Here is a 21167-nt window from a genome sequence, read left to right as displayed (position 1 = left end):
ATTAATTTATTTTAGCTATTAAAACAAAATTACTTATAAGGAGTTATTTTGTTACTACATACAGTTAAAGTTTTTCCATCTAAAATTCATTTACCTAAGAAAAAACAACTTGCCTGGAAAATTGCAGAAATTGCAAGTGATAATGCTAAACTAAATAAAGAAGCAGTTGAAATGGTGATCAATAGAATTATTGATAATGCTTCAGTTGCTATTGCTTCTTTAAATAGAAGGCCTGTTATTTCATCAAGAGAAATGGCTTTGAAGCATTCTAGAAAAAATGGAGCAACTATTTTTGGAGTTAATTCAAAACTAAAATTTGATTGTGAATGGGCAGCCTGGTCAAATGGAACTGCTGTAAGAGAACTTGATTTTCATGATACTTTTTTAGCTGCAGATTACAGTCATCCAGGAGATAACATTCCACCACTTTTAAGCGTAGCTCAACAAAATAAAAAAAGTGGTTTGGATCTATTAAGAGGAATTATTACTGCTTATGAAGTTCAGGTGAATTTAGTTAAAGGTATTTGTTTACATAAACATAAAGTAGATCACATTGCTCACCTTGGTCCAAGTGTTGCTGCAGGCTTAGGATCAATGTTAAAATTAAATACTGAAACAATTTATCAAGCAGTTCAGCAAGCACTACATACAACTATTTCTACAAGACAATCTAGAAAAGGAGAAATATCTAGCTGGAAAGCATATGCGCCTGCACATGCAGGGAAACTAGCAATAGAAGCTGTTGATAGAGTTATGAGGGGTGAAGGAGCTCCAAGTCCAATTTATGAAGGTGAAGATAGTGTAATTGCAAGGATACTTGATGGAAAAAAAGCAAAATATAAAGTTCCATTACCTAAAAAAGGAGAAACTAAAAAAGCTATATTAGAAACTTATACAAAAGAATATTCTGCAGAGTATCAATCTCAGGCTTTAATAGATCTTGCAAAGAAATTAAAAACTAAAATACCAAATTTAAATCAAATCAAAAAAATAGATATTCATACTAGTCATCATACACATTATGTAATTGGCACAGGCGCAAATGATCCACAAAAAATGGATCCAAATGCAAGTAGAGAAACATTAGATCACTCTATAATGTATATTTTTGCAGTCGCTCTAGAGGATGGTGATTGGCACCATGTAAAATCTTATACAAAATCAAGAGCTAATAGAAAAAGTACTATTAAGATATGGAATTCAATAACAACCTATGAAGATAAAAAATGGACAAAAAAATATCATGATCCAGATCCAAAAAAGAAATCTTTTGGAGCAAAAGTTGTTGTTACATTGAACAATGGGAAAAAAGTAACTGAGGAACTAGATAGAGCTGATGCTCATCCATATGGAGCAAGACCATTTAAAAGGGAGAATTATATAAATAAATTTTTAACTCTAACAGATGGCATTTTAGATAAAAAAGAGAGTGATCGTTTTTTAAGAAATGTTCAAAATCTAAAAAACTTAAAAGCTGGACAATTAGATAAACTAAATATTGAGATTAAAAAAAGTAAGTTAAAAAGAAATTTGAAAAAAGGAATTTTTTAATGCACTTTGTTGAAAAAGAACCAAGCCAAAAAAGAATAGATTTTGACCAAAAACTTAAATCAAATAAAATTCTGAGGGTTCCTGGAGCTTACAATCCTCTAACAGCTAAATTGATTGAGGAAATTGGTTATGATGCAGTTTACGTATCAGGAGGTGTTATGGCTAATGATCTTGGTTTTCCTGATATTGGTTTAACAACACTTCAAGATGTGAGTACCAGATCTTATTTAATATCTAGGGTAACAAATCTTCCAACAATAGTTGATATAGATACAGGATTTAAATCTTGTAAAGAAACTATAGAGACTTTTGAAGAGTTTGGGCTAACTGGTGTTCATTTGGAAGATCAAATTGAAAGAAAAAGATGTGGGCATCTAGATAATAAAGAACTTGTTTCAACAGAGGCCATGGTTTCAAAAATAAAAGAATGTGTTGCTACAAAAAAAGATAAAAATTTTAAAATTATAGCACGTTCAGACGCAAAAAGTGTTGAGGGAATTGATAAAATGATTGATAGATGTAAAGCGTATATTGATGCTGGAGCTGAAATTATATTTCCTGAAGCTTTATATGATGAAAAAGATTTTGAAAAAGTAAGAAAAGAACTTTCATGTTATTTGTTAGCTAATATGACAGAATTTGGTAAATCCAAGTTATTTAATTATAAGGAGTTAGAAAACCTTGGCTATAATATTGTTATATATCCAGTAACTACACAAAGGCTAGCAATGAAAAATGTTGAAGATGGATTAAGAGACATTTATGCAAATGGACATCAAAATAATATAATAGATAAGATGCAGACAAGAAAAAGATTGTATGAATTGGTAGAATACGAAAAATACAATTCTTTAGATGAAAAAATTTATAATTTTAGTACAGAAGGACATGAATAATGAGTGATGATATTAAAAAAGGTTTACTTGGAATTGTTGTAGATGAAACTGAAGTTTCAAAAGTTATGCCAGAGATTAACTCTCTGACATATAGAGGTTATGCTGCTCAAGATTTATGTGAATATTGCAGATTTGAGGAAGTCGCTTATTTAATTTTAAACAAAGATCTACCTAACACTATTCAATTAAGACAATTTGAAAAAGAGGAGAGAAATAATAGAGAGCTTACAAAAAATTTATATGAAATTATAAAACACATGCCAAAAAAATCTCATCCAATGGATGTTGCAAGAACAGCTGTTAGTGTAATGGGATTAGAAGATAAAGAAACATCCAACTCTACTCCAGAAGCCAATATGCGAAAAGCATTAAGAATTTTTGCAAAAACTCCTACTGCTCTTGCTGCTTTTTACAGAATTAGAAGTGGTAAAAAAATAATTAAACCTAAAAAGAATTTAACTTTTGCAGAAAACTTTTTCTATATGTGTTTTGGAAAAGTGCCTCAAAAAGAAATTGTTAAAGCATTTGATGTTTCTCTAATATTGTACGCTGAACATAGTTTCAATGTTTCAACTTTTACTGCTAGAACAATTACAAGTAGTTTATCTGATATTCATGGAGCAATAACTGGTGCAATTGCTAGTTTGAAAGGTCCATTGCATGGTGGTGCAAATGAAGAGGTAATGCACATGATGAACAGAATTAAAAAACCAGAAAATGCTCTAAAATGGATTAATAATGCTCTTAAAAATAAAGAAGTAGTTATGGGCTTTGGTCATAGAGTTTATAAATCAGGAGATTCTAGAGTTCCAACTATGAGAAATTATTTTGGCAAAGTTGCTAAACTTAAAAAAGACAAAAAGTTTGAAAAAATTTATGATATTGTTGAAAAAGTTATGATAAAAAAGAAGAATATTCACCCTAACGTGGACTACCCTACTGGTCCGATGTATCATTTAATGGGATTTGATACTGATTTTTTCACACCTATATTTGTTATTTCTAGAATTACTGGTTGGTCAGCACATATTATGGAGCAACATGCTGCAAACAAACTTATTCGACCGCTTGCTAAATATAAAGGTAGCAAGCATCGAAAAGTAATGGAATTAAATTACAGATAATACAAATATATTTATTAACTAAATGCTTCTGCCCAAGTTCCTTGGGTTGATGCTTTAGAATACTCTGTAGCTCTTCCTTCAAAGAAGTTCATATGTTCTACAGCATTTAACATTGTATCTAACCAAGTTAATGGATTTTTATCAATGTCATAGATCGCTTCTAATCCTAATTGATCCAATCTTCTATTTGCAATAAATCGAATATATTTTTTAATATCATCTGCAGTCAAACCTTCCATTGGACCCATTTGAAAAGCTAAATCAATAAAAGCATCTTCATGCTCAACAATTGTTCTGCAAGCTTCATAAATTTCTTTTTTCAATTGAGGTGTCCATGTTTCGGGATTTTCTTTAATAAAATCTTTAAACAATCTGATCATCGAATTGCAATGCAATGTCTCATCTCTTACTGACCAAGTAACAATCTGACCCATTCCTTTCATCTTGTTATGTCTTGGGAAGTTTAACAAAATTGCAAAACTTGCAAATAACTGAAGACCTTCTGTGAAAGCACTAAATACAGCAATTGTTTTTGCAATATCATGATTTGATTTAACATCAAAACCTTGCATGTAATCGTATTTATCTTTCATTTCTTTGTACTTCATGAATGCTGAATACTCTGATTCTGGCATACCAATTGTATCTAACAAATGTGAGTAAGCAGCAATATGAACAGTTTCCATTGAAGCAAAAGATGACATCATCATTAATACTTCAGTTGGTTTAAATACATTCATGTAATGTCTAATGTAGCAGTTACTAACTTCAACATCTGCTTGTGTAAAAAATCTAAAAATTTGTGTTAATAGATTTTTTTCTGAAGTAGAAAGATTTTTCTGCCAATCTCTAACATCGTCTCCAAGTGGAACTTCTTCTGGCAACCAATGAATTCTTTGTTGTGTTAACCAGGCATCATAACACCATGGATATCTAAAAGGTTTGTAAACTGGATTTGCAACAAGCAACCCATTATTGTTTTTTTGTGGTTGAATAATTTCTGACTTAACTTTTTCTGCTACTGACATGATAAACACTCCTCGTACTCTGGTTCACTATTTTCGGTTGATTTATTTTTATATACATTAGCCATGATGTCTGTTGACTTAGAGTCGTTAACATTCTCAGCTCTTTGAATTGATTTTGATCTACAATAGTAAAGGCTCTTTAAACCTTTCTTCCAAGCATCAAAATGAATTTTATGTAATTCTTTCTTATGAACATCTGCAGGTAAAAATAGGTTAACTGATTGAGCTTGTGAAATAAAAGGAGTTCTATCTCCACTCAATTCAATTATCCAACTTTGATTAAGTTCAAATGCAGTTTTAAATACATCTTTTTCTAAATCAGTTAAAAAATCTAAATGGCTAACTGAGCCTTGGTTTGTAGTAATACTAGACCAAGTTTCCTCATCATTTTTACCGTGACTTTCAAGAATTTCTTCAAGATATCTGTTTCTCACGTTAAACGAACCAGATAAAGTTTTATGAGTATAGCTGTTTGCTGCAATAGGCTCTACTCCTGGAGAAGCTCCTCCACAAATAATAGAAATTGATGCTGTTGGTGCAATTGCAGTTTTGTTAGAAAATCTTTCTTTATAACCATACTCTGCAGCATCAGGACACGCTCCTCTTTCTTCAGCTAAATCTTTAGAAGCTTGATTAACTTTTTCGTGAATGTTTTTAAATATTTTTTTATTCCATGATTTTGCCATTACAGACTCAAGTGGAATTCTATTTTTCTGTAAAAAAGAATGGAAGCCCATCACACCTAAACCAACACTTCTCTCTCTTTCAGCAGAGTATTTAGCATCTTTAAATTGTTCAGGAGCTTTGTTAATGAAATCAGATAACACATTATCCAAAAATCTCATTACATCACTAATCATATCTGGATCATCTTTCCATTCTTCATATTTTTCCAAATTTAAAGAAGATAAACAGCATACTGCTGTTCTATCTCTTCCATCTTTATCAATTCCTGTGGGTAGAGTAATCTCACTACATAAATTAGAAGTTTTAACAGTAAGATTTGCTAACTTATGATGCTGAGGAATTTGTCTGTTAACCGTGTCTATATAAATTATATAAGGTTCACCAGTTTCAATTCTGGCAGTCAATAATCTTATCCATAAGTTTCTTGCAGAAATAGTTTGCTGCACAGTTCCGTCAGCTGGACTTTTTAATGCCCACTGTTCATCCATTTCAACTGCTCTCATGAAAGCGTCTGAAACTAAAACACCATGGTGTAAGTTTAATGCTTTTCTATTTGGATCCCCACCAGTTGGCCTTCTCATTTCAATAAACTCTTCTATCTCTGGATGATCAATTGGAAGATAACAAGCTGCAGAGCCTCTTCTCAATGAACCTTGGCTAATTGCCATTGTTAAAGAGTCCATTACTTTAATAAAAGGAATTATTCCTGAAGTTTTTCCAACTCTGCCAATTTTTTCTCCAATAGATCTTAGGTTACCCCAGTAACTTCCAATTCCTCCACCCTTTGCAGCAAGCCAAACATTTTCACTCCAAAGATCTAAAATTCCACCTAAGCTATCAGATGCTTCATTTAAAAAACATGAAATAGGTAAACCTCTTTTAGTTCCACCGTTTGATAAAACTGGTGTTGCTGGCATAAACCAAAGATTGCTTATGTAATTATAAATTCTTTGCGCATGTAAATTATCATCAGCGTAAGTGCTTGCTACTCTTGCAAATAAATCTTGATAAGATTCGTTTAAACCAAGATATCTATCTTTTAAAGTTGCTTTACCAAAATCTGTAAGTTTCGAATCTTTAGAACGATCAATTTTAATTATTATACCTTTATCATTTTGAAATAATTCTGTTTCATTATTTAAAGAAAATAAATCAGGTTTATTCGCTTTTGAAACTTCTTTAACTTCTGGGCTATATTCGGAGACAGCTTTCTTAAGTGCTTGAGATAGAATCTTGTTCATAATTGCTATTATATTATTTTAGTTTTGCGAAAACAACTATATGTTGTAGGCGCTTTGATTAAGTATACTAAATAAACGTTTAATCAATGGAACATTTATAGAACGCGACAATATGATTATCAATAAAAAAATAAAATTTTTTTAAAGAAATTAACATAAAAAGAGTAAGTAGTGGATAAATGAGTGAAAATTTAAAAATAGATCCTTATGGTTTTAGAGAATATGACGCCCGTTGGTTGTATGAGAAAGACATAAACTCAGCAGGAATAGAGAATCTCGGCAAAGGACTTGGAACACAAATAAAAAATCACACCAAAAAAGATCATCCTAGAATTATTGTTGGACATGATTATAGATCTTACAGTGAGGAGATAAAAACCTCTCTTAAAAGAGGATTAAAGTCAACAGGATGTCATATAGAAGATATTGGTTTGTCATTATCTCCAATGGTTTATTTTGCACAATTTAATTTAGATGCAGATGCAGTTGCTATGGTTACAGCAAGTCATAATGAAAATGGTTGGACTGGTGTAAAAATGGGTATCAAAAAAGGCTTAACTCATGCACCTGAAGAAATGAAAGAATTAAAAGAAATAACATTAAATGAAAAGTTTTCAAAAGGTGATGGAAATGAAAAAGAAATAAAAGATTTCGATAAAATTTATAAAAATGACCTAATTAATAAAAACAAAATAAATAAAAAAATTAAAGCTGTAGTTGCTTGTGGTAATGGAACTGCAGGTGTTTTTGCACCAGATATATTAAGAGGCATTGGGTGTGAGGTGATAGAGTTAGATTGTAACCTAGATTGGAATTTTCCAAAATATAACCCTAATCCAGAAGATTTAGAAATGCTTCATGAAATTGCTAAAGTAGTTAAAGAAAATAATGCTGATATAGGTTTTGGCTTTGATGGTGATGGAGATCGAGTTGGTGTTATTGATAATGAAGGTAACGAAATATTCTCTGATAAAATTGGTTTACTAATTGCAAGAAACTTATCCACTAAACATAAAAATTCTAAATTTGTTGTTGATGTAAAATCAACAGGTTTGTACTCAAAAGACAAAATTTTATCAGAAAACAATTGTGAAACAATTTATTGGAAAACAGGTCATTCCCATATTAAACGTAAAGTTAACACTGAAAAGGCATTAGCAGGCTTTGAAAAAAGTGGTCATTTCTTTTTTAATCAGCCTTTAGGATATGGTTACGATGATGGAATAAATTCAGCCATTCATGTTTGTCATTTATTAGATAATGAAAATAAAAAAATGAGTGAAATAATTAATGAATTACCAAATACTTTTCAAACACCAACGATGGCGCCATTCTGTAAAGATGAAGAAAAATATCAAGTAGTTGAAGAATTAGTTAAAAAAGTAGAACAATTAAAAAATAATAAAACTAAAATTGATGATCAAGTAATAACTGAAGTTCTTACAGTTAATGGTGTAAGATTTTCTTTTGAAGATGGGTCGTGGGGACTGATAAGAGCATCATCTAATAAACCTTCATTGGTAATTGTAACTGAAAGCCCAACATCAGATAATAGAAAGAAGAAAATCTTTGATTTTATTGACGATTTACTTCAAAAAACTGGGAAAATTGGCGAATACGATCAAAAAATTTAGTGCTTAATAAAGTTAATTTTCAACTAATAAGTGTTCATAAAACTGTAAAGAATCGTTTAAAAATCTATTTGAGGTGATGGAGGGAGACTGAAGTCACCTCTTTTTATTTTAGAGCTTTTCTTAATTTATCTACTATTATTTTTAGAGCTGTTTTTGAGTAATTTTTTCCTTTAACAACCCATACAGATAATGGCCATGAACTATCTTTTTTACTTCTAGCAATAATATGTATATGCAACTGAGGAACAATATTTCCAATTTTTTCTACATTGAGTTTCGAAGTTTTAAATAATTTTTTCATTACTTTACTTGCATAAACAATTTCTTTCATTAGCAGAGTTTGATCTTTAGAATTAAGGTCGCTTATGTCGGTAATCTTATTTCTTTTGGGAATTAGAATTATCCATGGAAATTTAGAATTATCGTTTAGCCTAATACTACATAATTTAAGATCAATAAGATGATGTGAAGTCTTTAAAAATTTTCTATTTAACTTAAATGACATGCTTATAATTTAATATATTCGTAGAAAAACTTAACTGCTACGATTAGTAAGAAAATAGCAAGTAATTTACTAATTTTATTTTTATCTATTCTGTGAGCTGTTTTTGCCCCTAGTCTTGCCATAAAAGTTGTAATCGGAATGAAGATTAAAAAAGCTGGTACATTTAAAAATCCAATACTAAATGGTAAATTTGTTTTTAAATAACTTCCTGAAATAAAAAAACCTGTAGCACCAAATAGTGCAATTAAAAAACCAATCGCTGCAGCACTACCAATTGCTTTATTAATTGAATAACCAAAAAATTTAAGGATTGGTACATTCATAACAGAGCCACCTATACCTGTTATGGCTGAAATAAATCCAACAATCGCACCAAGTATTATTTTTAAATACAATTTCATTTCAGATATTACATTTTGTTCTTTTTCTTTAATCGTAAGTAAATAAATTCCTAAAAGAAAGATTACGATTGCAAAAAAAAGTACTAATGATTTTGTTTTGAAAGTTGCAGCAAAAATTGTTCCCAAAACAACTCCTGCAACTACAAAAAAACCATAGCTTTTTACTACATTAAAATCGACTGAATTAAATTTATGATGGGTTAACACTGAAACTATTGATGTTGGAATTATTATTGCAAAAGAAGTTCCTACTGCTAAGTGCATTATATAAGCTTGATCAATTCCAAGTTTGCCAAATATGTAATAAAGAAACGGGACAGTTATTAAACCGCCGCCGATACCAAAAAGGCCAGCTACAAATCCAACTGGAATTGCAGTCAAAACCATTAATAAAACTATATAAATATATTCATTTGCGAAGATTGAACTAAGCAGATTGACCTTCTCTCATATCGACATTGTTGTATTTAATTTTATCCATTATGTGATCAATTTTTTTTACATCAGCATCTCTCACGCACATATTTTCACTTAAATATCTTTTCCAATGACTAGCACCAGATTGACCGTGAAATAAACCTAATGTGTGTCTCATGATTTGGTTTAAACGAGTTCCTTTTTTCAATTCATCTTTTACATAAGGAATTAACTGTTCAATAACGTCTTGCCTACTAGGAATATCATCATTATTAAAAATTTCTCTCTCAATATCTGCTAACAAATAAGGTGTATGATAAGCAGCTCTTCCAATCATAACTCCATCTGTTTTTTCTAAATGTGGTTTAATTTGATCAACAGAAGTTATTCCCCCATTTATTATTATTTCTTCATTTGGAAAATCTTCTTTTAATTTATAAACAAACTCATATTTTAAAGGCGGAATATTTAGATTTTGTTTAGGTGTAAACTTGCCAAGCATAGCCTTTCTTGCATGAATAATAAAAGTTTTAATACCTGTGGATTTCAGAGTAGATATGAAATTATGTAAGTTTTCATAATCTTCAACATTGTCATATCCAATTCTAGTTTTTATGGTTACAGGTAATTTAGTTTTTGATTGCATTTCTGTTAAACAATCTGCAACTAAGTTTGGCTCTTTCATTAAACAAGCACCAAATCTATTTTTCTCTACTTTTCTACTTGGACAGCCTAAATTTAAATTAATTTCATCGTAGCCAAAGTCTTCTCCAACTTTTGTTGCCTCCGCAAGTAACTTGGGTGAAGATCCACCTAATTGAAGTGCTACTGGCTTTTCATTGATATTGAATTCTAGTAATTTTTTTTTATCACCTCTATTGATTGCTTCATCGACAACCATTTCGGTATAAAGAAGTATATTTTTGGATATTAGTCTTAAAAAATATCGTTCATGACGATCTGTACAGTCCATCATAGGAGCAACTGATACCAACCTATTCATAAACTAAGACTTTATATTATTTTTTTATGAGTTTGAAGCTTCTGGATCTTCAGAAGCAACATCTGCTTCTTGATTTTCTGATTCTGAAACTTCATCTAATGAAACTTCACCTTGTTCATTCATAGTTTCTTGGCCAACTGAAGCGTCAACTTCAGGTGTAGCTGTTTCAGACAATTCAGCTAAATCTTCCTTTGATACCTGAATTTTTTCTGGAGTTTTTCTTGCTCTTTTAGATGGTAAAATTGGAGTACCACTTTTTGAAATTTCGCCTTTGTAAAGATTTTCAAAATCATCACCAATATCTTCATCATCCTCTACACCGTCATCAACTTGTTCAACGTGCTTTCTAAGTTTATAAACAGCGCTTTCAGTTAAATCTGATACTTTGATTTTCTCTTCAGCAATTTCTCTTAAAGATATCACTGTATTTTTGTCATTATCCCTATCTATTGTTGGTTCTAAACCAGCATTAAGTTGAGTAGCTCTCTCTTTAGCTACTAAAACCAATTCATAAGGACTTTCTACTTTATCTATACAGTCTTCAACGGTAACTCTAGCCATGGCCGGTTGTTTATACCTGAGGCTCAAAAAAATCAAGCATTTTCTAAATATAAATAGGATTTAGCTTCTTTCTTGTTAAAAATAATAGGGCTAAAGACGAGAATATATAAATCGCAGAAACAATAGCAATTTTTTCAATTGAAAAACCAATGTCAATCAAAACTCCAAATAAAGCAGTTCCAAATGCTGTAGAAAATACCATTAATGCAGTAGTTAAAGCTTTAATTGATCCAATATGTTTCACTCCATAAATTTCAGCCCAAGTAGCTGAACCTAATACATTGGCAAATCCATTAGAAATACCAATCAATCCAAGAAACACAAATGCTGTGAGAGATGAATCAAATAAAATAATTACAAATGTAGAGATTAATAATGGAATGTTCATGTAAATTAATAATTTTCTGCTACTAAATTTGTCTATTAAAGGACCTGCTAATAACAACGTTGAAACGGTAAATATAGAATAAGACATAAATGATTGTGCAATAGTAAATTCACCCCAACCTTTAGAGGTTGTTACAAAAGATTGGTAAACAAAAACTCCTGTTGCAATCCAGGGCATAGCAAGCATGTTTGAACTAATTATATAAAATCTATAATCTTTTAATACCTCAAGTCTTGTCCATTGCTTAATACTTTTATCTTCTTGCTTTTGATTATTATTAACCTCTCTCGAATCCAAACTTAAGTTTTTAATTAATAAATAAGAAGCAATTGGTAAAAATAAAATTACAATAATTGAAATTGTTAACCAAATATTTTGCCAAGTATATAAAGTTAACAAATAAACAATTAAAACAGGTAAAATAAATTCACCACAAGATAATCCAAACCAACCTGCGCTAAGAGCTTTACCTCTTGATTTAGTAAAGTATCTTGAAATTGTTGTGCTTGCAGTATGAGACATCATTCCTTGACCTGAAAATCTCATTAAAAATATCGCAGCAAATAAAAATGGTATTGAATATATTTTAGAAAAGAAAAAACATGAAAAAGCTAAAAGCGGAATTACAAATAAAGAAAACTTAAATACATTTACATCGTCAATTTTTTTTCCTAACCATATAAAAAGAATACTGCTAAATAATGTTGCTGAAGCATAAATTGAGCCAAATTGTCCATGAGTAATCGATAAAGTATCTCTTATGCTTGAATTGAAAAGTCCAAGAAAAAAACTCTGTCCAAAACTAGAAAAAAATGTAAAAATAAAACCAAATACAATTACTTTTAAACTTAAACTTTTAAACATAGAAAAAAATTATGACTTGTAATGTTGCTTTCATAGGTCTTGGGGTTATGGGCTACCCAATGGCTGGTTATATATCAAAAGCCGGACACAATGTAACTGTTTTTAATAGAACAAAATCAAAAGCTGAAAAATGGATTGGTGAATACAAAGGTAAAATGGCTGATACTCCTGCTCAAGCAGCAGAAGGTGCAGATTTTATTTTTACATGTGTGGGTAACGATAATGATTTAAGAGAAGTAGCTACAGGAGAAAATGGATTATTTAACACAGCAAAAGCTGGATCAATATTTATTGATAACTCAACTGTATCTGCAGAAGTATCCAGAGAATTATATAAGGCTGCAAAAGATAAAGGTTTTGATTTTTTAGATGCACCTATATCTGGAGGTCAATCTGGTGCTGAAGGTGGAATACTTACTGTAATGGTTGGTGGTGATGAAGAAGTTTTTAAAAAAGCAGAACCAGTAATTGATTGTTACAGTAAAAAAGTAAAATTAATTGGATCTTGTGGAAGTGGACAACTTACAAAAATGATGAACCAGATGTGTATAGCTGGAGCAGTTCAAGGTTTATCTGAAGCAATTAATTTTGGAATAAATGCAGGTTTAGATATGGACAAAGTAATGGAAACAATTTCAAAAGGTGCAGCTCAATCTTGGCAAATGGAAAATAGATATCGAACTATGACTGATGATAAGTTTGATTATGGATTTGCTATTGATTGGATGAGAAAAGATTTAAAAATTGCAATTGAAGAAGCAAAAAGAAATGGTTCGCCTGTACCAATTACAGAAATCATAGATGGTTACTATGCTGAAGTCCAAGAAATGGGCGGTAACCGTTGGGATAGTTCTGCATTAATTGCTAGATTAAAAAAGAAAAAATAATCTGTGACTGATACTGTTCCTTATTATGAGGACTTTGTAGAGATCAAAAAGAAAATTTGGTCTATGTTAGATAATGCTGTCAAAGACAGAAGTTCACCTTTTAGAATACCTGTATTTATTTGTGGTAGCCAATCTGACTTAGATGGTAGAATTGTAGTTCTTCGAAAATCAGATCATTCTAATAATTTAGTTCAGTATCATAGCGATATTCGTTCAGATAAAATTGAAAAATTAAAGTCTAATAAAAATGCAGCGATGTTATTTTATGATAAAGAGGAAAAAATTCAGGTTAGATTAAAAGTAGAATGTACTATAAATCATGATAACGAAGTAACTAAAGAGTCTTGGTCAAAAACCCAACATATATCTAGAAAATGTTATCTAGTTGATAATGGACCAGGAACTGAGTCTGATACTCCTACATCTGGACTAAAACCTGAACTTGATAATTTTGATTATACAAAAGAACAAAGTGAAGAAGGATACAAAAACTTTACAGTTATTCAGTGTAAAATAAAATCAATAGAATGGTTATATTTAGCTGCAAAAGGTCATAGAAGAGCAAAATTTGATTTAGAAAATAATAAAGATAGTTGGTTAGTACCTTAAATTCCTTTTACGATAATATTACTTCCTTCAGAATTTTGTAAACGTATATCTTTTACAGGTTTGTACTCATCAGAATGATACCACTCTAAAGCTCTTTCGTAACTTGGAAATCTAATAATCACTAATCTTGGAAAATTGTCTTCACCCTCAACTACTTGATATTCACCATTTCTAACAAGATATTCTCCACCAAATCTTTTTACAACCTCTGTAACTTTAGCTACATATTCTTTATAGTTTTCTGGATTTGTTACTTTTAATTGAGCTATAACATAACCTGCTGACATAATTATCTCCCTTTTTTAATTGTTCTACTCATTATTCCAAAGCCAAGCTGCCCCTCTCACTCCACTTGAATCCCCGTGTAAATTTTTTAACACTTTAGTTTCTACTTTATTTGAAAAGGTGTACTTGGGTATCAAAGATGGAATATTTTTATAAAACCGATCAATATTTGACATTCCTCCACCAAGAATTATGGCATCAGGATCGAAAATTCCTATCATTACAGCCATTAATCTTGCCATTCTATCTTCATACAAACACAACTCTAAATTTGCTCTTGGATCTTTTTCTAAATCAAGTTTAACGATTTCTTCTGAACTAAAATTAGTGTCATATTTTTGATTAAACCTGTCTTTAAAACCAATGCCAGACATAAATTGTTCTGCGCATAAAGGTCTGCCGCAGTTATTTGAAGGACAACTTATTTTTATTTCTTGTTCATCTTTGGTTGGATAAGGCAATGGTTGATGTCCCCAATCCCCTGCAATTTGATTTGATCCCTCAATAATTGATTTATTATAAGATAATCCACCTCCAAAACCTGTGCCAATAATTATACCAAAGATAGATTTATAATCTTTTCCAGCTCCATCTACAGCTTCAGACAATGTAAAACAATTTGCATCATTCATTAATCTTACTTCTCTATTTAAAGCTAATTCTAAATCTTTTTTAAAAGGTTTGTCATTTAACCAAAGAGAATTAGCGTTAGTAATTATTCCAGTTTGTCTTGAGGAAAATCCAGGTATTCCAATACCAACTGAACATGCTTCTTCACTAATTTTATCAAATTCATCTACAAGCTTTTTTACAGTTTCAATTCCTGATAAATAATTTCTTTCATATGAATATCTTTTTCTTTCTATTTGTTTGCCATTCTGATCTAAAAGAATACCTTCAATTTTAGTACCTCCGTAATCAATCCCTATTTTAAATTTACTCTTCATAAATTTAACTTTTAAAAAATAGATTTAGAATATTTCTTCCAGTTATTTTGATAGTGTTTGGTATTTTCCTCTACTGCTTTTTTTTCTTCCTCGGTAACTTCTCTTACAATTTTTCCAGGTGATCCCACTACTAAAGAATTATCCGGTATAACTTTATTTTCAGTTATTAGTGCTTTTGCTCCAATGATGCAGTTTTTTCCTATATTTGCTTTATTTAAAATTACTGCACCAATTCCAATTAAGCTATTATCTCCAATGGTACATCCATGAAGCATCACTAAATGACCTACTGTAACGTTTTTACCTACTCTTAATGGACAGCCAGGATCTGTGTGTAATACACTGCCATCTTGAATGTTGGATCCTTCGCCTATGTGAATATTTTCTATATCTCCTCTTAAAACAGCATTAAACCAAATGCTTGTATTTTTCTCCAATGTAACATCTCCAATTATAGTTGCATTAGGAGCTACCCAATTTTCGCCAGAGTTTTTTGGTTTTTTATCTTTTAAATCATAAAACATAATTTATATATTCTTACAATATGCCAATACAAACTCCAATATGTGATTTTGGTCAAAAAGCTATTCCATTTGAATTAAAATCAACAGAAAATAAAATTCTTTCTCTAGATGATATCAAAGGAGAAAATGGAACTTTGATAATGTTTATTTGTAATCATTGCCCTTATGTAAAAGCAGTTACAAAAGAGATAGTTGAAGATTGCAATGAATTAAAAAAAATTGGAATAAATTCAGTAGCAATCTGTGCAAATGATGCAGAAAATTATCCAGAAGACTCTTTTGAAAATATGATTAAATTTTCAAAAGATAATAATTTTAATTTTCCTTACTTAAACGATGAAACACAAAATATTGCAAAAGCATATGATGCTGTCTGCACACCAGATTTTTTTGGATATAACAAAAATTTAGAACTTCAATATCGTGGAAGATTAAGAGAGTTAAGAAATCTTATACCTGTTAAAGAAGGTGAAAGTGATTTGTTAAAAGCTATGAAACAAATTGCTGATACAGGTCAGGGTCCTAAAGACCAAATTCCTAGTGCTGGCTGCAGCATAAAGTGGAAAACTAATTAATGTATTTAATTGTTACCAGATCTTTTCCTCCTGAACTAGGTGGAATGCAAAGCTTGATGTGGGGTTTATCAAGAGAGTTATCCAAAAACTTTATGATAAAAGTTTTTGCTGATTATATTGATAATCACAATGATTTTGATGAACAAGCTTCGTTTTCAATTGAAAGAGTTGGTGGAATAAAACTTCTTAGAAAATATAGAAAAGCTCAATTAATTAATGAGTTTATTAAAGATAATAAAATTAAAGGAATAATAGGAGATCATTGGAAAAGTTTAGAGTTAATTAAAACTTCTAAAAAAAAATATTGTCTTATTCATAGCAAAGAGATCAATCACCCTAAAGGATCAAGTCAAAATAAAAGAGTTTTGAATGTTCTTAATAATGTAGAAAAAGTTATTGCTAACTCACAATATACCAAAAACCTTGCTATTGAATGTGGGGTTAATGAAAATAAAATTATTGTAATTAATCCTGGTGTTGATCCAGCTCAAGAATTAAACAAAAAATCATTAGAAAAAGTTGAAAGCTTACTAAAAGTTAAAACGCCAAGATTAATTACTGTTTCAAGATTTGATAAAAGAAAAAATCATGAAAAAGTAGTTATGGCTCTCAGAAATCTAAAACAAATTTACCCAGATATTGTCTACATTTGTATTGGATACGGTGAAGAAGAAGAAAATATTAAAAAATTAGTAAAGGAATTAAATTTAGAAGAACAAGTGATGTTTTTTAAAGATATAAGTGATGAATTAAAAAATGCGCTAATCGCTAAATCAAATCTATTTGTAATGCCTTCTATAATCCATAAAAAATCTGTTGAAGGGTTTGGAATTGCGTATGTTGAAGCAGCACAATACGGTGTACCGTCTATAGGCGGTAAAGATGGAGGTGCGGCAGATGCAATAGATCATGAAATAACTGGTTTAATATGTGATGGAAATAATCTGGATGATATTTATTCTTCAATTAACTCAATGTTAGAAAATAAAAAATATTTAGAACATGGAAAAAATGCAAAAGAATTTGTGAATAAATTTCAATGGTCAAAAATAATTGAAGAATACAAAAAGATACTAAATTGATTTCGAATAATAAATTAGCAATTTTTTTAATTATAATCTCAGTTTTTTGTGGAACATTAATGTTAACCTTTTTAAAATTAGCACAAGAGGAAGTTAATGTTTATGTAGCAGGTTTTTTTAGATTTTTATTTGGTTTCCTGATTATTTTTCCTTATATGTTAAAAACTAAATTTACAGTTTTTAAATCAAATCATCATAAAAAACATTTTCTTAGAGCAGTTTTAAACTTGCCCTCAATGCTTTTATATTTCTCAGCTTTAACAATGATGCCAATTGAAAAAGCTACAGCAATATCTTTTGTTGTTCCTTTCATAGTAACTATTTTGGCTGTTTTATTTCTTGGAGAAAAAATTTATATCTACAGAAGTTTTGCGCTAGTTTTAGGATTTATTGGTATGTTGGTAATTTTAAGACCAGGTATAATTGATATCTCACTTGGTGTATACATGGCGCTGGCCTCATCTTTTATGTGGTCAATAGTGATTATAATTACAAAAACTATAACAAAAGACGATAGTTCGATTACAATTTTATCTTATGGATACTGTTATATGACTATTTTTAGTTTCCTTATTGCATTATTTTATTGGCAAACACCTAGTGTACAAACTTTGATTTATTTATTTTTTGCAGGTCTATCTGGCACATTGTTGCATCTTTGTATTAATCACGCTTATAAACTAGTAGATGTGAGCATGACTCAACCCTATTCTTTTCTTAGCTTAGTATTTGCTTCTCTAATTGGCTATTTTGTATTTAGCGAAATCCCTGATCTCTTCACTTGGATTGGTGCTAGTATTATATTTTTAGGAGTTTTCATTATTTCTTATCGTGAAATGAAACTTAATAAAGAAATAATTAGAAAACGATTAGATATTAAATCTTAGTTTTTCTTCTTAAAAGTTTTGTAAATATGCCAAACTACAATTAAAATTGTAGTAGCAAGAATACATGCAGTTAAAGTTCTGTCCCACAAAAATTCCCACGAACCATTACTTAATAATAAAGATCGTCTTAAATTTTCTTCCATCAGTCCACCAAGTACAAAAGCTAATATCAACGGTGGCATTGGGAAATCATATAATCTTAAAAAAGTTGCAACTACTGCTATCCCAATCATTAAATAAATATCAAAATTATTAAATGACATTACGTAAATCCCAGTAACAGAGAAAAATAAAATTAAAGGAATTAAATAATTTTTAGGAACAGCAAGAATTCTAGCTATATAGGGAATGAGTGGTAAATTTAATATAAGAAGAATTACCATTCCAATATACATAGACATTATTATTGACCAAAAAATCTCTGGATTAGTCATATAAAGTCTAGGACCAGGCTGAACACCAAAACCTAAAAGAGCTCCTAGCATTACAGCTGTAGTTCCACTCCCAGGAATTCCTAAAGTAAGCATTGGCACAAAAGAACCTGAGCAAGCAGCATTATTTGCAGTTTCTGGTGCAGATAAACCATTTACACTTCCTTTACCAAATTTTTCTTTCTCCTCATCGCTAACCACGTTTCGTTCCATTCCATAAGCTAAAAATGATGCAATAGTTGCACCAGCGCCAGGCAATACACCGATTAAAAATCCAATTACTGATGATCTTGGTATTGTTTTGTACATTTTGGTTCGCTCTTCTTTATTAATTTTAATTGATCCCAATTCAGTTAATGAAACTTGTTTGGCAGCACTAGTTGGATCATTTCTCTTTAAAATAATTGATAAAGCCTCACTCATTGCAAAAGTTGCCATAACAACTAATACGAAGCTAATCCCATCAGTTAAGTTCATATTGTTAAATGTATATCTTGTAATATCAGACAAACTGTCTTGGCCAACTGAAGCTAACATTAAACCTAAAACAACCATCATCATTGCTTTTAAAAATTGTCCCTTAGATGAAAATGCGGCAATAGCTGTTAAACCTAAAATCATTAAAGCAAAATAATCAGGTGATCTAAAGGATAAACTTACTTTAGATAAACTTGGTGCCATGAATAACAAATAAATTGCAGATAGTGTTCCACCTGCAAATGAGCTCCAAGCAGCAATTGCTAAAGCTTTTCCAGCTTTACCTTGTTGTGCCATTGGATAACCATCAAATGAAGTTGCAACTGTTCCTGGAACACCAGGAGCGTTTAATAGTATTGAAGACGTAGATCCGCCAAATACTGCACCATAATAAACTCCAGCCATCAAGATTAATCCAGTTGCAGGTTCAAAACCATATGTAATAGGTATCATTAAAGCGATAGCAGTCATAGGACCAAGACCAGGAAGCATTCCAATGATTGTTCCAAAAAAACAACCGACCATCACCATTAGTATATTTTGGAATGTAAGTGCTGTAGTTAATCCAATTAGTATTCCTTCAATCATCCCATAACCCCTATTGATTGTAAGAATGGATCCCTCAAATAAATATCAAGAATACCATGAAGCAAATACATGAAGGCAGCAACAAATGGAAAGGATAATAAAAACATTAAAACCCACCTTCGTTCTCCTAAAAAATAATATGAAGCAAATAAAAATAAAGATGTACTTAAAAAATAACCAACTTTTAAAATTGTAGCTCCGTAAATAATTGCAATCAATATAAGTATACCAGTTTTTTTATACTCTAAACTTTTATGTTCTACTTTGATTGTATTCGGGTCTGGTAAAATAAGTTTTAATCCAGAGAAAAATAATCCTGCATAACCTAAATAAATTGGAAATGTTCTAGCATTAAATGGAGCATTTTCATCGAATGTGAAAACTTGAATTTGATAAGCTAAATATAAATAAAATGCTGAAAAAATAAAAAAGAGCAGTGATATAATCTTTGTAGTATTTATATTCACTGCTCTAATTTTAATTTCTAACCAAAGGTTAGATAACTCCTAGTTTTTTCATAAGAGCTGTCATTTCTTCAGTTTGTTTTTCTAAAAATTCAACAAACTTACCTTCTGGGTTATAAATATTAACCCAAGCGTTTCTTGCTCTCACCGCTTCCCACTCTGGAGTTTTTTGTACATCGCCAAGCATTTTTGCAATTTCTGACCTTTCAGCATTACTCATACCTGGAGGGCCAAAGAAACCTCTCCAGTTAACGAATTGTACATCGTACCCTTGTTCTTTAAGAGTTGGTGCATCTGGTGCATCAGAAACTCTTGAAGGAGCAGTAATACCAATAATTGTTACTTGGTCTCTTGCACCCATCAATTCACCTAAACCAGTTGAAATGATTTGAGTTTCTCCAGATAAAAGTCCAGCTAAAGCTTTTCCACCAGCATCATAAGGGATGTATTGAACAGCATTTGGATCTGCACCTGCAGCTTGGAATGCTAATGCACCAATTAAATGGTCCATACTTCCTCTTACTGATCCACCAGCCATTTTTACTGAGCTAGGATCTTTTTTATATGCATCAACTACATCTTGAAAGTTTTTAAAAGGTGAGTTTTTTGCAACTGCGATAGCACCGTAGTCACCAATTACACCTGCAATCGGCACAACATCTTTATAAGATAAAGTTCCAGTACCTTTTACATAACCTTCGTGTCTAGTAATTGATCTTAGTACTAATGGTGTAGATTGAACTAAAATTGTGTTAGCAGGTTTAGTATTAATCATGTAAGCAAGTGCTTTACCACCACCACCACCTGACATATTTTCAAATGATGCACTTTTTAACAAACCAGCTTTTGTTAAAGCTTCTCCAGTACCTCTAGCAGTTCCATCCCAACCACCACCAGCACCACCACCGATCACAAAGTGCAATTTTTCATGCGCTACTGAGCTAGTAGTTGTTGCTGAGAATAATAGGATTGCTGAGAATAATACTGAAAATAGTTTTTTTATGTTTTTCATTATTTTCCCTCTCTATTTAATTTAATTGGATTTAATTTATTTTAATGAATGTTGTCTAAATAAATAAATACTATTGTTCTATTCAATAGAACAATATAT

The 21167-nt window shown here is 30.7% G+C and carries 21 protein-coding genes and 1 pseudogene; 9 read left to right on the top strand and 13 right to left on the bottom strand.

Annotation, left to right across the window (positions count from 1 at the left end):
* Positions 1-48 precede the first annotated feature (48 nt).
* Genes ACTTBN_RS01540 through ACTTBN_RS01530 form a run of 3 tightly spaced genes read left to right on the top strand, consistent with a single transcriptional unit; the run spans position 49 to position 3571 of the window.
* A complete protein-coding gene (locus ACTTBN_RS01540; protein WP_440680671.1) occupies positions 49-1551 on the top strand; it encodes an MmgE/PrpD family protein in 1503 nt (500 codons plus the stop codon).
* Positions 1551-2447 carry a methylisocitrate lyase gene (gene prpB / locus ACTTBN_RS01535; protein WP_440680670.1) on the top strand — a complete coding sequence of 299 codons (897 nt, stop codon included), beginning with the start codon at positions 1551-1553 and terminating at the stop codon, positions 2445-2447. Before ACTTBN_RS01540 ends, prpB begins: the two co-directional genes overlap by 1 nt.
* Positions 2447-3571: a bifunctional 2-methylcitrate synthase/citrate synthase gene (locus ACTTBN_RS01530; RefSeq protein WP_262589057.1), complete on the top strand. Its 1125-nt coding sequence runs from the start codon at positions 2447-2449 to the stop codon at positions 3569-3571. The genes prpB and ACTTBN_RS01530 overlap by 1 nt, the downstream gene beginning before the upstream one ends.
* A gap of 14 nt (positions 3572-3585) precedes the next feature.
* Here the strand turns inward: ACTTBN_RS01530 and ACTTBN_RS01525 are convergent, their stop codons facing one another.
* Together ACTTBN_RS01525 and ACTTBN_RS01520 are read right to left on the bottom strand one after the other, a co-directional pair.
* On the bottom strand, positions 3586-4599 hold the full coding sequence (locus ACTTBN_RS01525; protein WP_440614253.1) for a ribonucleotide-diphosphate reductase subunit beta: 1014 nt from the start codon (positions 4597-4599) through the stop codon (positions 3586-3588).
* Positions 4590-6527 (bottom strand): ribonucleoside-diphosphate reductase subunit alpha, encoded by a 1938-nt coding sequence (locus ACTTBN_RS01520; protein ID WP_440680668.1) that lies wholly within the window; start codon positions 6525-6527, stop codon positions 4590-4592. The genes ACTTBN_RS01525 and ACTTBN_RS01520 overlap by 10 nt, the downstream gene beginning before the upstream one ends.
* 179 nt (positions 6528-6706) lie before the next feature.
* Here ACTTBN_RS01520 and ACTTBN_RS01515 point away from each other — a divergent pair, with 179 nt between their 5' ends.
* Positions 6707-8161 (top strand): phosphomannomutase/phosphoglucomutase, encoded by a 1455-nt coding sequence (locus ACTTBN_RS01515; RefSeq protein ID WP_440680667.1) that lies wholly within the window; start codon positions 6707-6709, stop codon positions 8159-8161.
* A gap of 103 nt (positions 8162-8264) precedes the next feature.
* On the opposite strand, the gene ACTTBN_RS01510 is transcribed toward ACTTBN_RS01515, so the two are convergent.
* The 5 genes and pseudogenes from ACTTBN_RS01510 to ACTTBN_RS01490 form a co-directional block, all read right to left on the bottom strand.
* On the bottom strand, positions 8265-8666 hold the full coding sequence (locus ACTTBN_RS01510; RefSeq protein ID WP_440680666.1) for an HIT domain-containing protein: 402 nt from the start codon (positions 8664-8666) through the stop codon (positions 8265-8267).
* A 2-nt stretch (positions 8667-8668) separates the two neighbouring features.
* Positions 8669-9454 carry a sulfite exporter TauE/SafE family protein gene (locus ACTTBN_RS01505; protein WP_440680665.1) on the bottom strand — a complete coding sequence of 262 codons (786 nt, stop codon included), beginning with the start codon at positions 9452-9454 and terminating at the stop codon, positions 8669-8671.
* 40 nt (positions 9455-9494) lie between these two features.
* Positions 9495-10487, bottom strand: a complete 993-nt coding sequence (dusA, locus tag ACTTBN_RS01500; protein ID WP_440680664.1) for a tRNA dihydrouridine(20/20a) synthase DusA — start codon at positions 10485-10487, stop codon at positions 9495-9497.
* A 180-nt stretch (positions 10488-10667) separates the two neighbouring features.
* Positions 10668-11048 (bottom strand): annotated as a pseudogene (gene rpoZ, locus ACTTBN_RS01495) (DNA-directed RNA polymerase subunit omega); the annotation flags it as partial.
* A gap of 43 nt (positions 11049-11091) precedes the next feature.
* Positions 11092-12300 (bottom strand): MFS transporter, encoded by a 1209-nt coding sequence (locus ACTTBN_RS01490; protein ID WP_440680663.1) that lies wholly within the window; start codon positions 12298-12300, stop codon positions 11092-11094.
* A gap of 11 nt (positions 12301-12311) precedes the next feature.
* Here ACTTBN_RS01490 and ACTTBN_RS01485 point away from each other — a divergent pair, with 11 nt between their 5' ends.
* A complete protein-coding gene (locus ACTTBN_RS01485; protein ID WP_440647983.1) occupies positions 12312-13187 on the top strand; it encodes an NAD(P)-dependent oxidoreductase in 876 nt (291 codons plus the stop codon).
* Between the two features lie 3 nt (positions 13188-13190).
* Positions 13191-13796 (top strand): flavin-binding protein, encoded by a 606-nt coding sequence (locus tag ACTTBN_RS01480; RefSeq protein WP_440680662.1) that lies wholly within the window; start codon positions 13191-13193, stop codon positions 13794-13796.
* On the opposite strand, the gene ACTTBN_RS01475 is transcribed toward ACTTBN_RS01480, so the two are convergent.
* Genes ACTTBN_RS01475 through ACTTBN_RS01465 form a run of 3 tightly spaced genes read right to left on the bottom strand, consistent with a single transcriptional unit; the run spans position 13793 to position 15552 of the window.
* Positions 13793-14083, bottom strand: a complete 291-nt coding sequence (locus ACTTBN_RS01475) for a DUF1330 domain-containing protein (RefSeq protein WP_440680661.1) — start codon at positions 14081-14083, stop codon at positions 13793-13795. The genes ACTTBN_RS01480 and ACTTBN_RS01475 overlap by 4 nt on opposite strands.
* Positions 14084-14107: 24 nt before the next feature.
* Entirely contained in the window at positions 14108-15028 is a 921-nt protein-coding gene (locus ACTTBN_RS01470; RefSeq protein ID WP_440680660.1) for an ROK family protein, read from the bottom strand.
* Positions 15029-15039: 11 nt separating this feature from the next.
* Positions 15040-15552 (bottom strand): gamma carbonic anhydrase family protein, encoded by a 513-nt coding sequence (locus tag ACTTBN_RS01465; RefSeq protein WP_440680659.1) that lies wholly within the window; start codon positions 15550-15552, stop codon positions 15040-15042.
* Positions 15553-15572: 20 nt separating this feature from the next.
* On the opposite strand from ACTTBN_RS01465, the gene ACTTBN_RS01460 reads away from it, so the two are divergent.
* From ACTTBN_RS01460 to ACTTBN_RS01450, 3 genes are read left to right on the top strand one after another with little or no spacing between them, the layout of a single operon-like run.
* The gene (locus ACTTBN_RS01460) at positions 15573-16127 is read left to right on the top strand and encodes a thioredoxin family protein (protein WP_440680658.1); all 555 of its coding nucleotides are present in this window, start codon (positions 15573-15575) and stop codon (positions 16125-16127) included.
* Positions 16127-17209 (top strand): glycosyltransferase family 4 protein, encoded by a 1083-nt coding sequence (locus ACTTBN_RS01455; RefSeq protein WP_440680657.1) that lies wholly within the window; start codon positions 16127-16129, stop codon positions 17207-17209. The genes ACTTBN_RS01460 and ACTTBN_RS01455 overlap by 1 nt, the downstream gene beginning before the upstream one ends.
* The gene (locus ACTTBN_RS01450) at positions 17206-18096 is read left to right on the top strand and encodes a DMT family transporter (RefSeq protein WP_440680656.1); all 891 of its coding nucleotides are present in this window, start codon (positions 17206-17208) and stop codon (positions 18094-18096) included. The genes ACTTBN_RS01455 and ACTTBN_RS01450 overlap by 4 nt, the downstream gene beginning before the upstream one ends.
* Here ACTTBN_RS01450 and ACTTBN_RS01445 read toward each other — a convergent pair.
* The 3 genes from ACTTBN_RS01445 to ACTTBN_RS01435 are packed head-to-tail and all read right to left on the bottom strand — an operon-like array spanning position 18093 to position 21068.
* Positions 18093-19592 carry a tripartite tricarboxylate transporter permease gene (locus ACTTBN_RS01445; protein ID WP_440677012.1) on the bottom strand — a complete coding sequence of 500 codons (1500 nt, stop codon included), beginning with the start codon at positions 19590-19592 and terminating at the stop codon, positions 18093-18095. The two genes, ACTTBN_RS01450 and ACTTBN_RS01445, sit on opposite strands and share 4 nt — an antisense overlap.
* Positions 19589-20059, bottom strand: a complete 471-nt coding sequence (locus ACTTBN_RS01440) for a tripartite tricarboxylate transporter TctB family protein (RefSeq protein ID WP_440680655.1) — start codon at positions 20057-20059, stop codon at positions 19589-19591. Before ACTTBN_RS01440 ends, ACTTBN_RS01445 begins: the two co-directional genes overlap by 4 nt.
* Positions 20060-20087: 28 nt before the next feature.
* Positions 20088-21068: a tripartite tricarboxylate transporter substrate binding protein gene (locus ACTTBN_RS01435; RefSeq protein ID WP_440680654.1), complete on the bottom strand. Its 981-nt coding sequence runs from the start codon at positions 21066-21068 to the stop codon at positions 20088-20090.
* Positions 21069-21167 lie beyond the last annotated feature (99 nt).

The sequence above is a fragment of the Candidatus Pelagibacter sp. HIMB1623 genome (assembly GCF_052047695.1).
Taxonomy (GTDB): domain Bacteria; phylum Pseudomonadota; class Alphaproteobacteria; order Pelagibacterales; family Pelagibacteraceae; genus Pelagibacter.
The sequence above is the reverse complement of the archived record's forward strand: the minus strand, read 5'-3'. Positions and strand labels throughout refer to the sequence as shown.

Bases quoted from the DNA above. Each gene is read 5' to 3' on its own strand.
- prpB (WP_440680670.1), top strand. From the start codon at position 1,551: ATGCACTTTGTTGAAAAAGAACCAAGCCAAAAAAGAATAGATTTTGAC.
- ACTTBN_RS01530 (WP_262589057.1), top strand. From the start codon at position 2,447: ATGAGTGATGATATTAAAAAAGGTTTACTTGGAATTGTTGTAGATGAA.
- ACTTBN_RS01525 (WP_440614253.1), bottom strand. From the start codon at position 4,599: ATGTCAGTAGCAGAAAAAGTTAAGTCAGAAATTATTCAACCACAAAAA.
- ACTTBN_RS01520 (WP_440680668.1), bottom strand. From the start codon at position 6,527: ATGAACAAGATTCTATCTCAAGCACTTAAGAAAGCTGTCTCCGAATAT.
- ACTTBN_RS01515 (WP_440680667.1), top strand. From the start codon at position 6,707: ATGAGTGAAAATTTAAAAATAGATCCTTATGGTTTTAGAGAATATGAC.
- ACTTBN_RS01510 (WP_440680666.1), bottom strand. From the start codon at position 8,666: ATGTCATTTAAGTTAAATAGAAAATTTTTAAAGACTTCACATCATCTT.
- ACTTBN_RS01505 (WP_440680665.1), bottom strand. From the start codon at position 9,454: ATGGTTTTGACTGCAATTCCAGTTGGATTTGTAGCTGGCCTTTTTGGT.
- dusA (WP_440680664.1), bottom strand. From the start codon at position 10,487: ATGAATAGGTTGGTATCAGTTGCTCCTATGATGGACTGTACAGATCGT.
- ACTTBN_RS01490 (WP_440680663.1), bottom strand. From the start codon at position 12,300: ATGTTTAAAAGTTTAAGTTTAAAAGTAATTGTATTTGGTTTTATTTTT.
- ACTTBN_RS01485 (WP_440647983.1), top strand. From the start codon at position 12,312: ATGACTTGTAATGTTGCTTTCATAGGTCTTGGGGTTATGGGCTACCCA.
- ACTTBN_RS01475 (WP_440680661.1), bottom strand. From the start codon at position 14,083: ATGTCAGCAGGTTATGTTATAGCTCAATTAAAAGTAACAAATCCAGAA.
- ACTTBN_RS01470 (WP_440680660.1), bottom strand. From the start codon at position 15,028: ATGAAGAGTAAATTTAAAATAGGGATTGATTACGGAGGTACTAAAATT.
- ACTTBN_RS01465 (WP_440680659.1), bottom strand. From the start codon at position 15,552: ATGTTTTATGATTTAAAAGATAAAAAACCAAAAAACTCTGGCGAAAAT.
- ACTTBN_RS01460 (WP_440680658.1), top strand. From the start codon at position 15,573: ATGCCAATACAAACTCCAATATGTGATTTTGGTCAAAAAGCTATTCCA.
- ACTTBN_RS01455 (WP_440680657.1), top strand. From the start codon at position 16,127: ATGTATTTAATTGTTACCAGATCTTTTCCTCCTGAACTAGGTGGAATG.
- ACTTBN_RS01445 (WP_440677012.1), bottom strand. From the start codon at position 19,592: ATGATTGAAGGAATACTAATTGGATTAACTACAGCACTTACATTCCAA.
- ACTTBN_RS01435 (WP_440680654.1), bottom strand. From the start codon at position 21,068: ATGAAAAACATAAAAAAACTATTTTCAGTATTATTCTCAGCAATCCTA.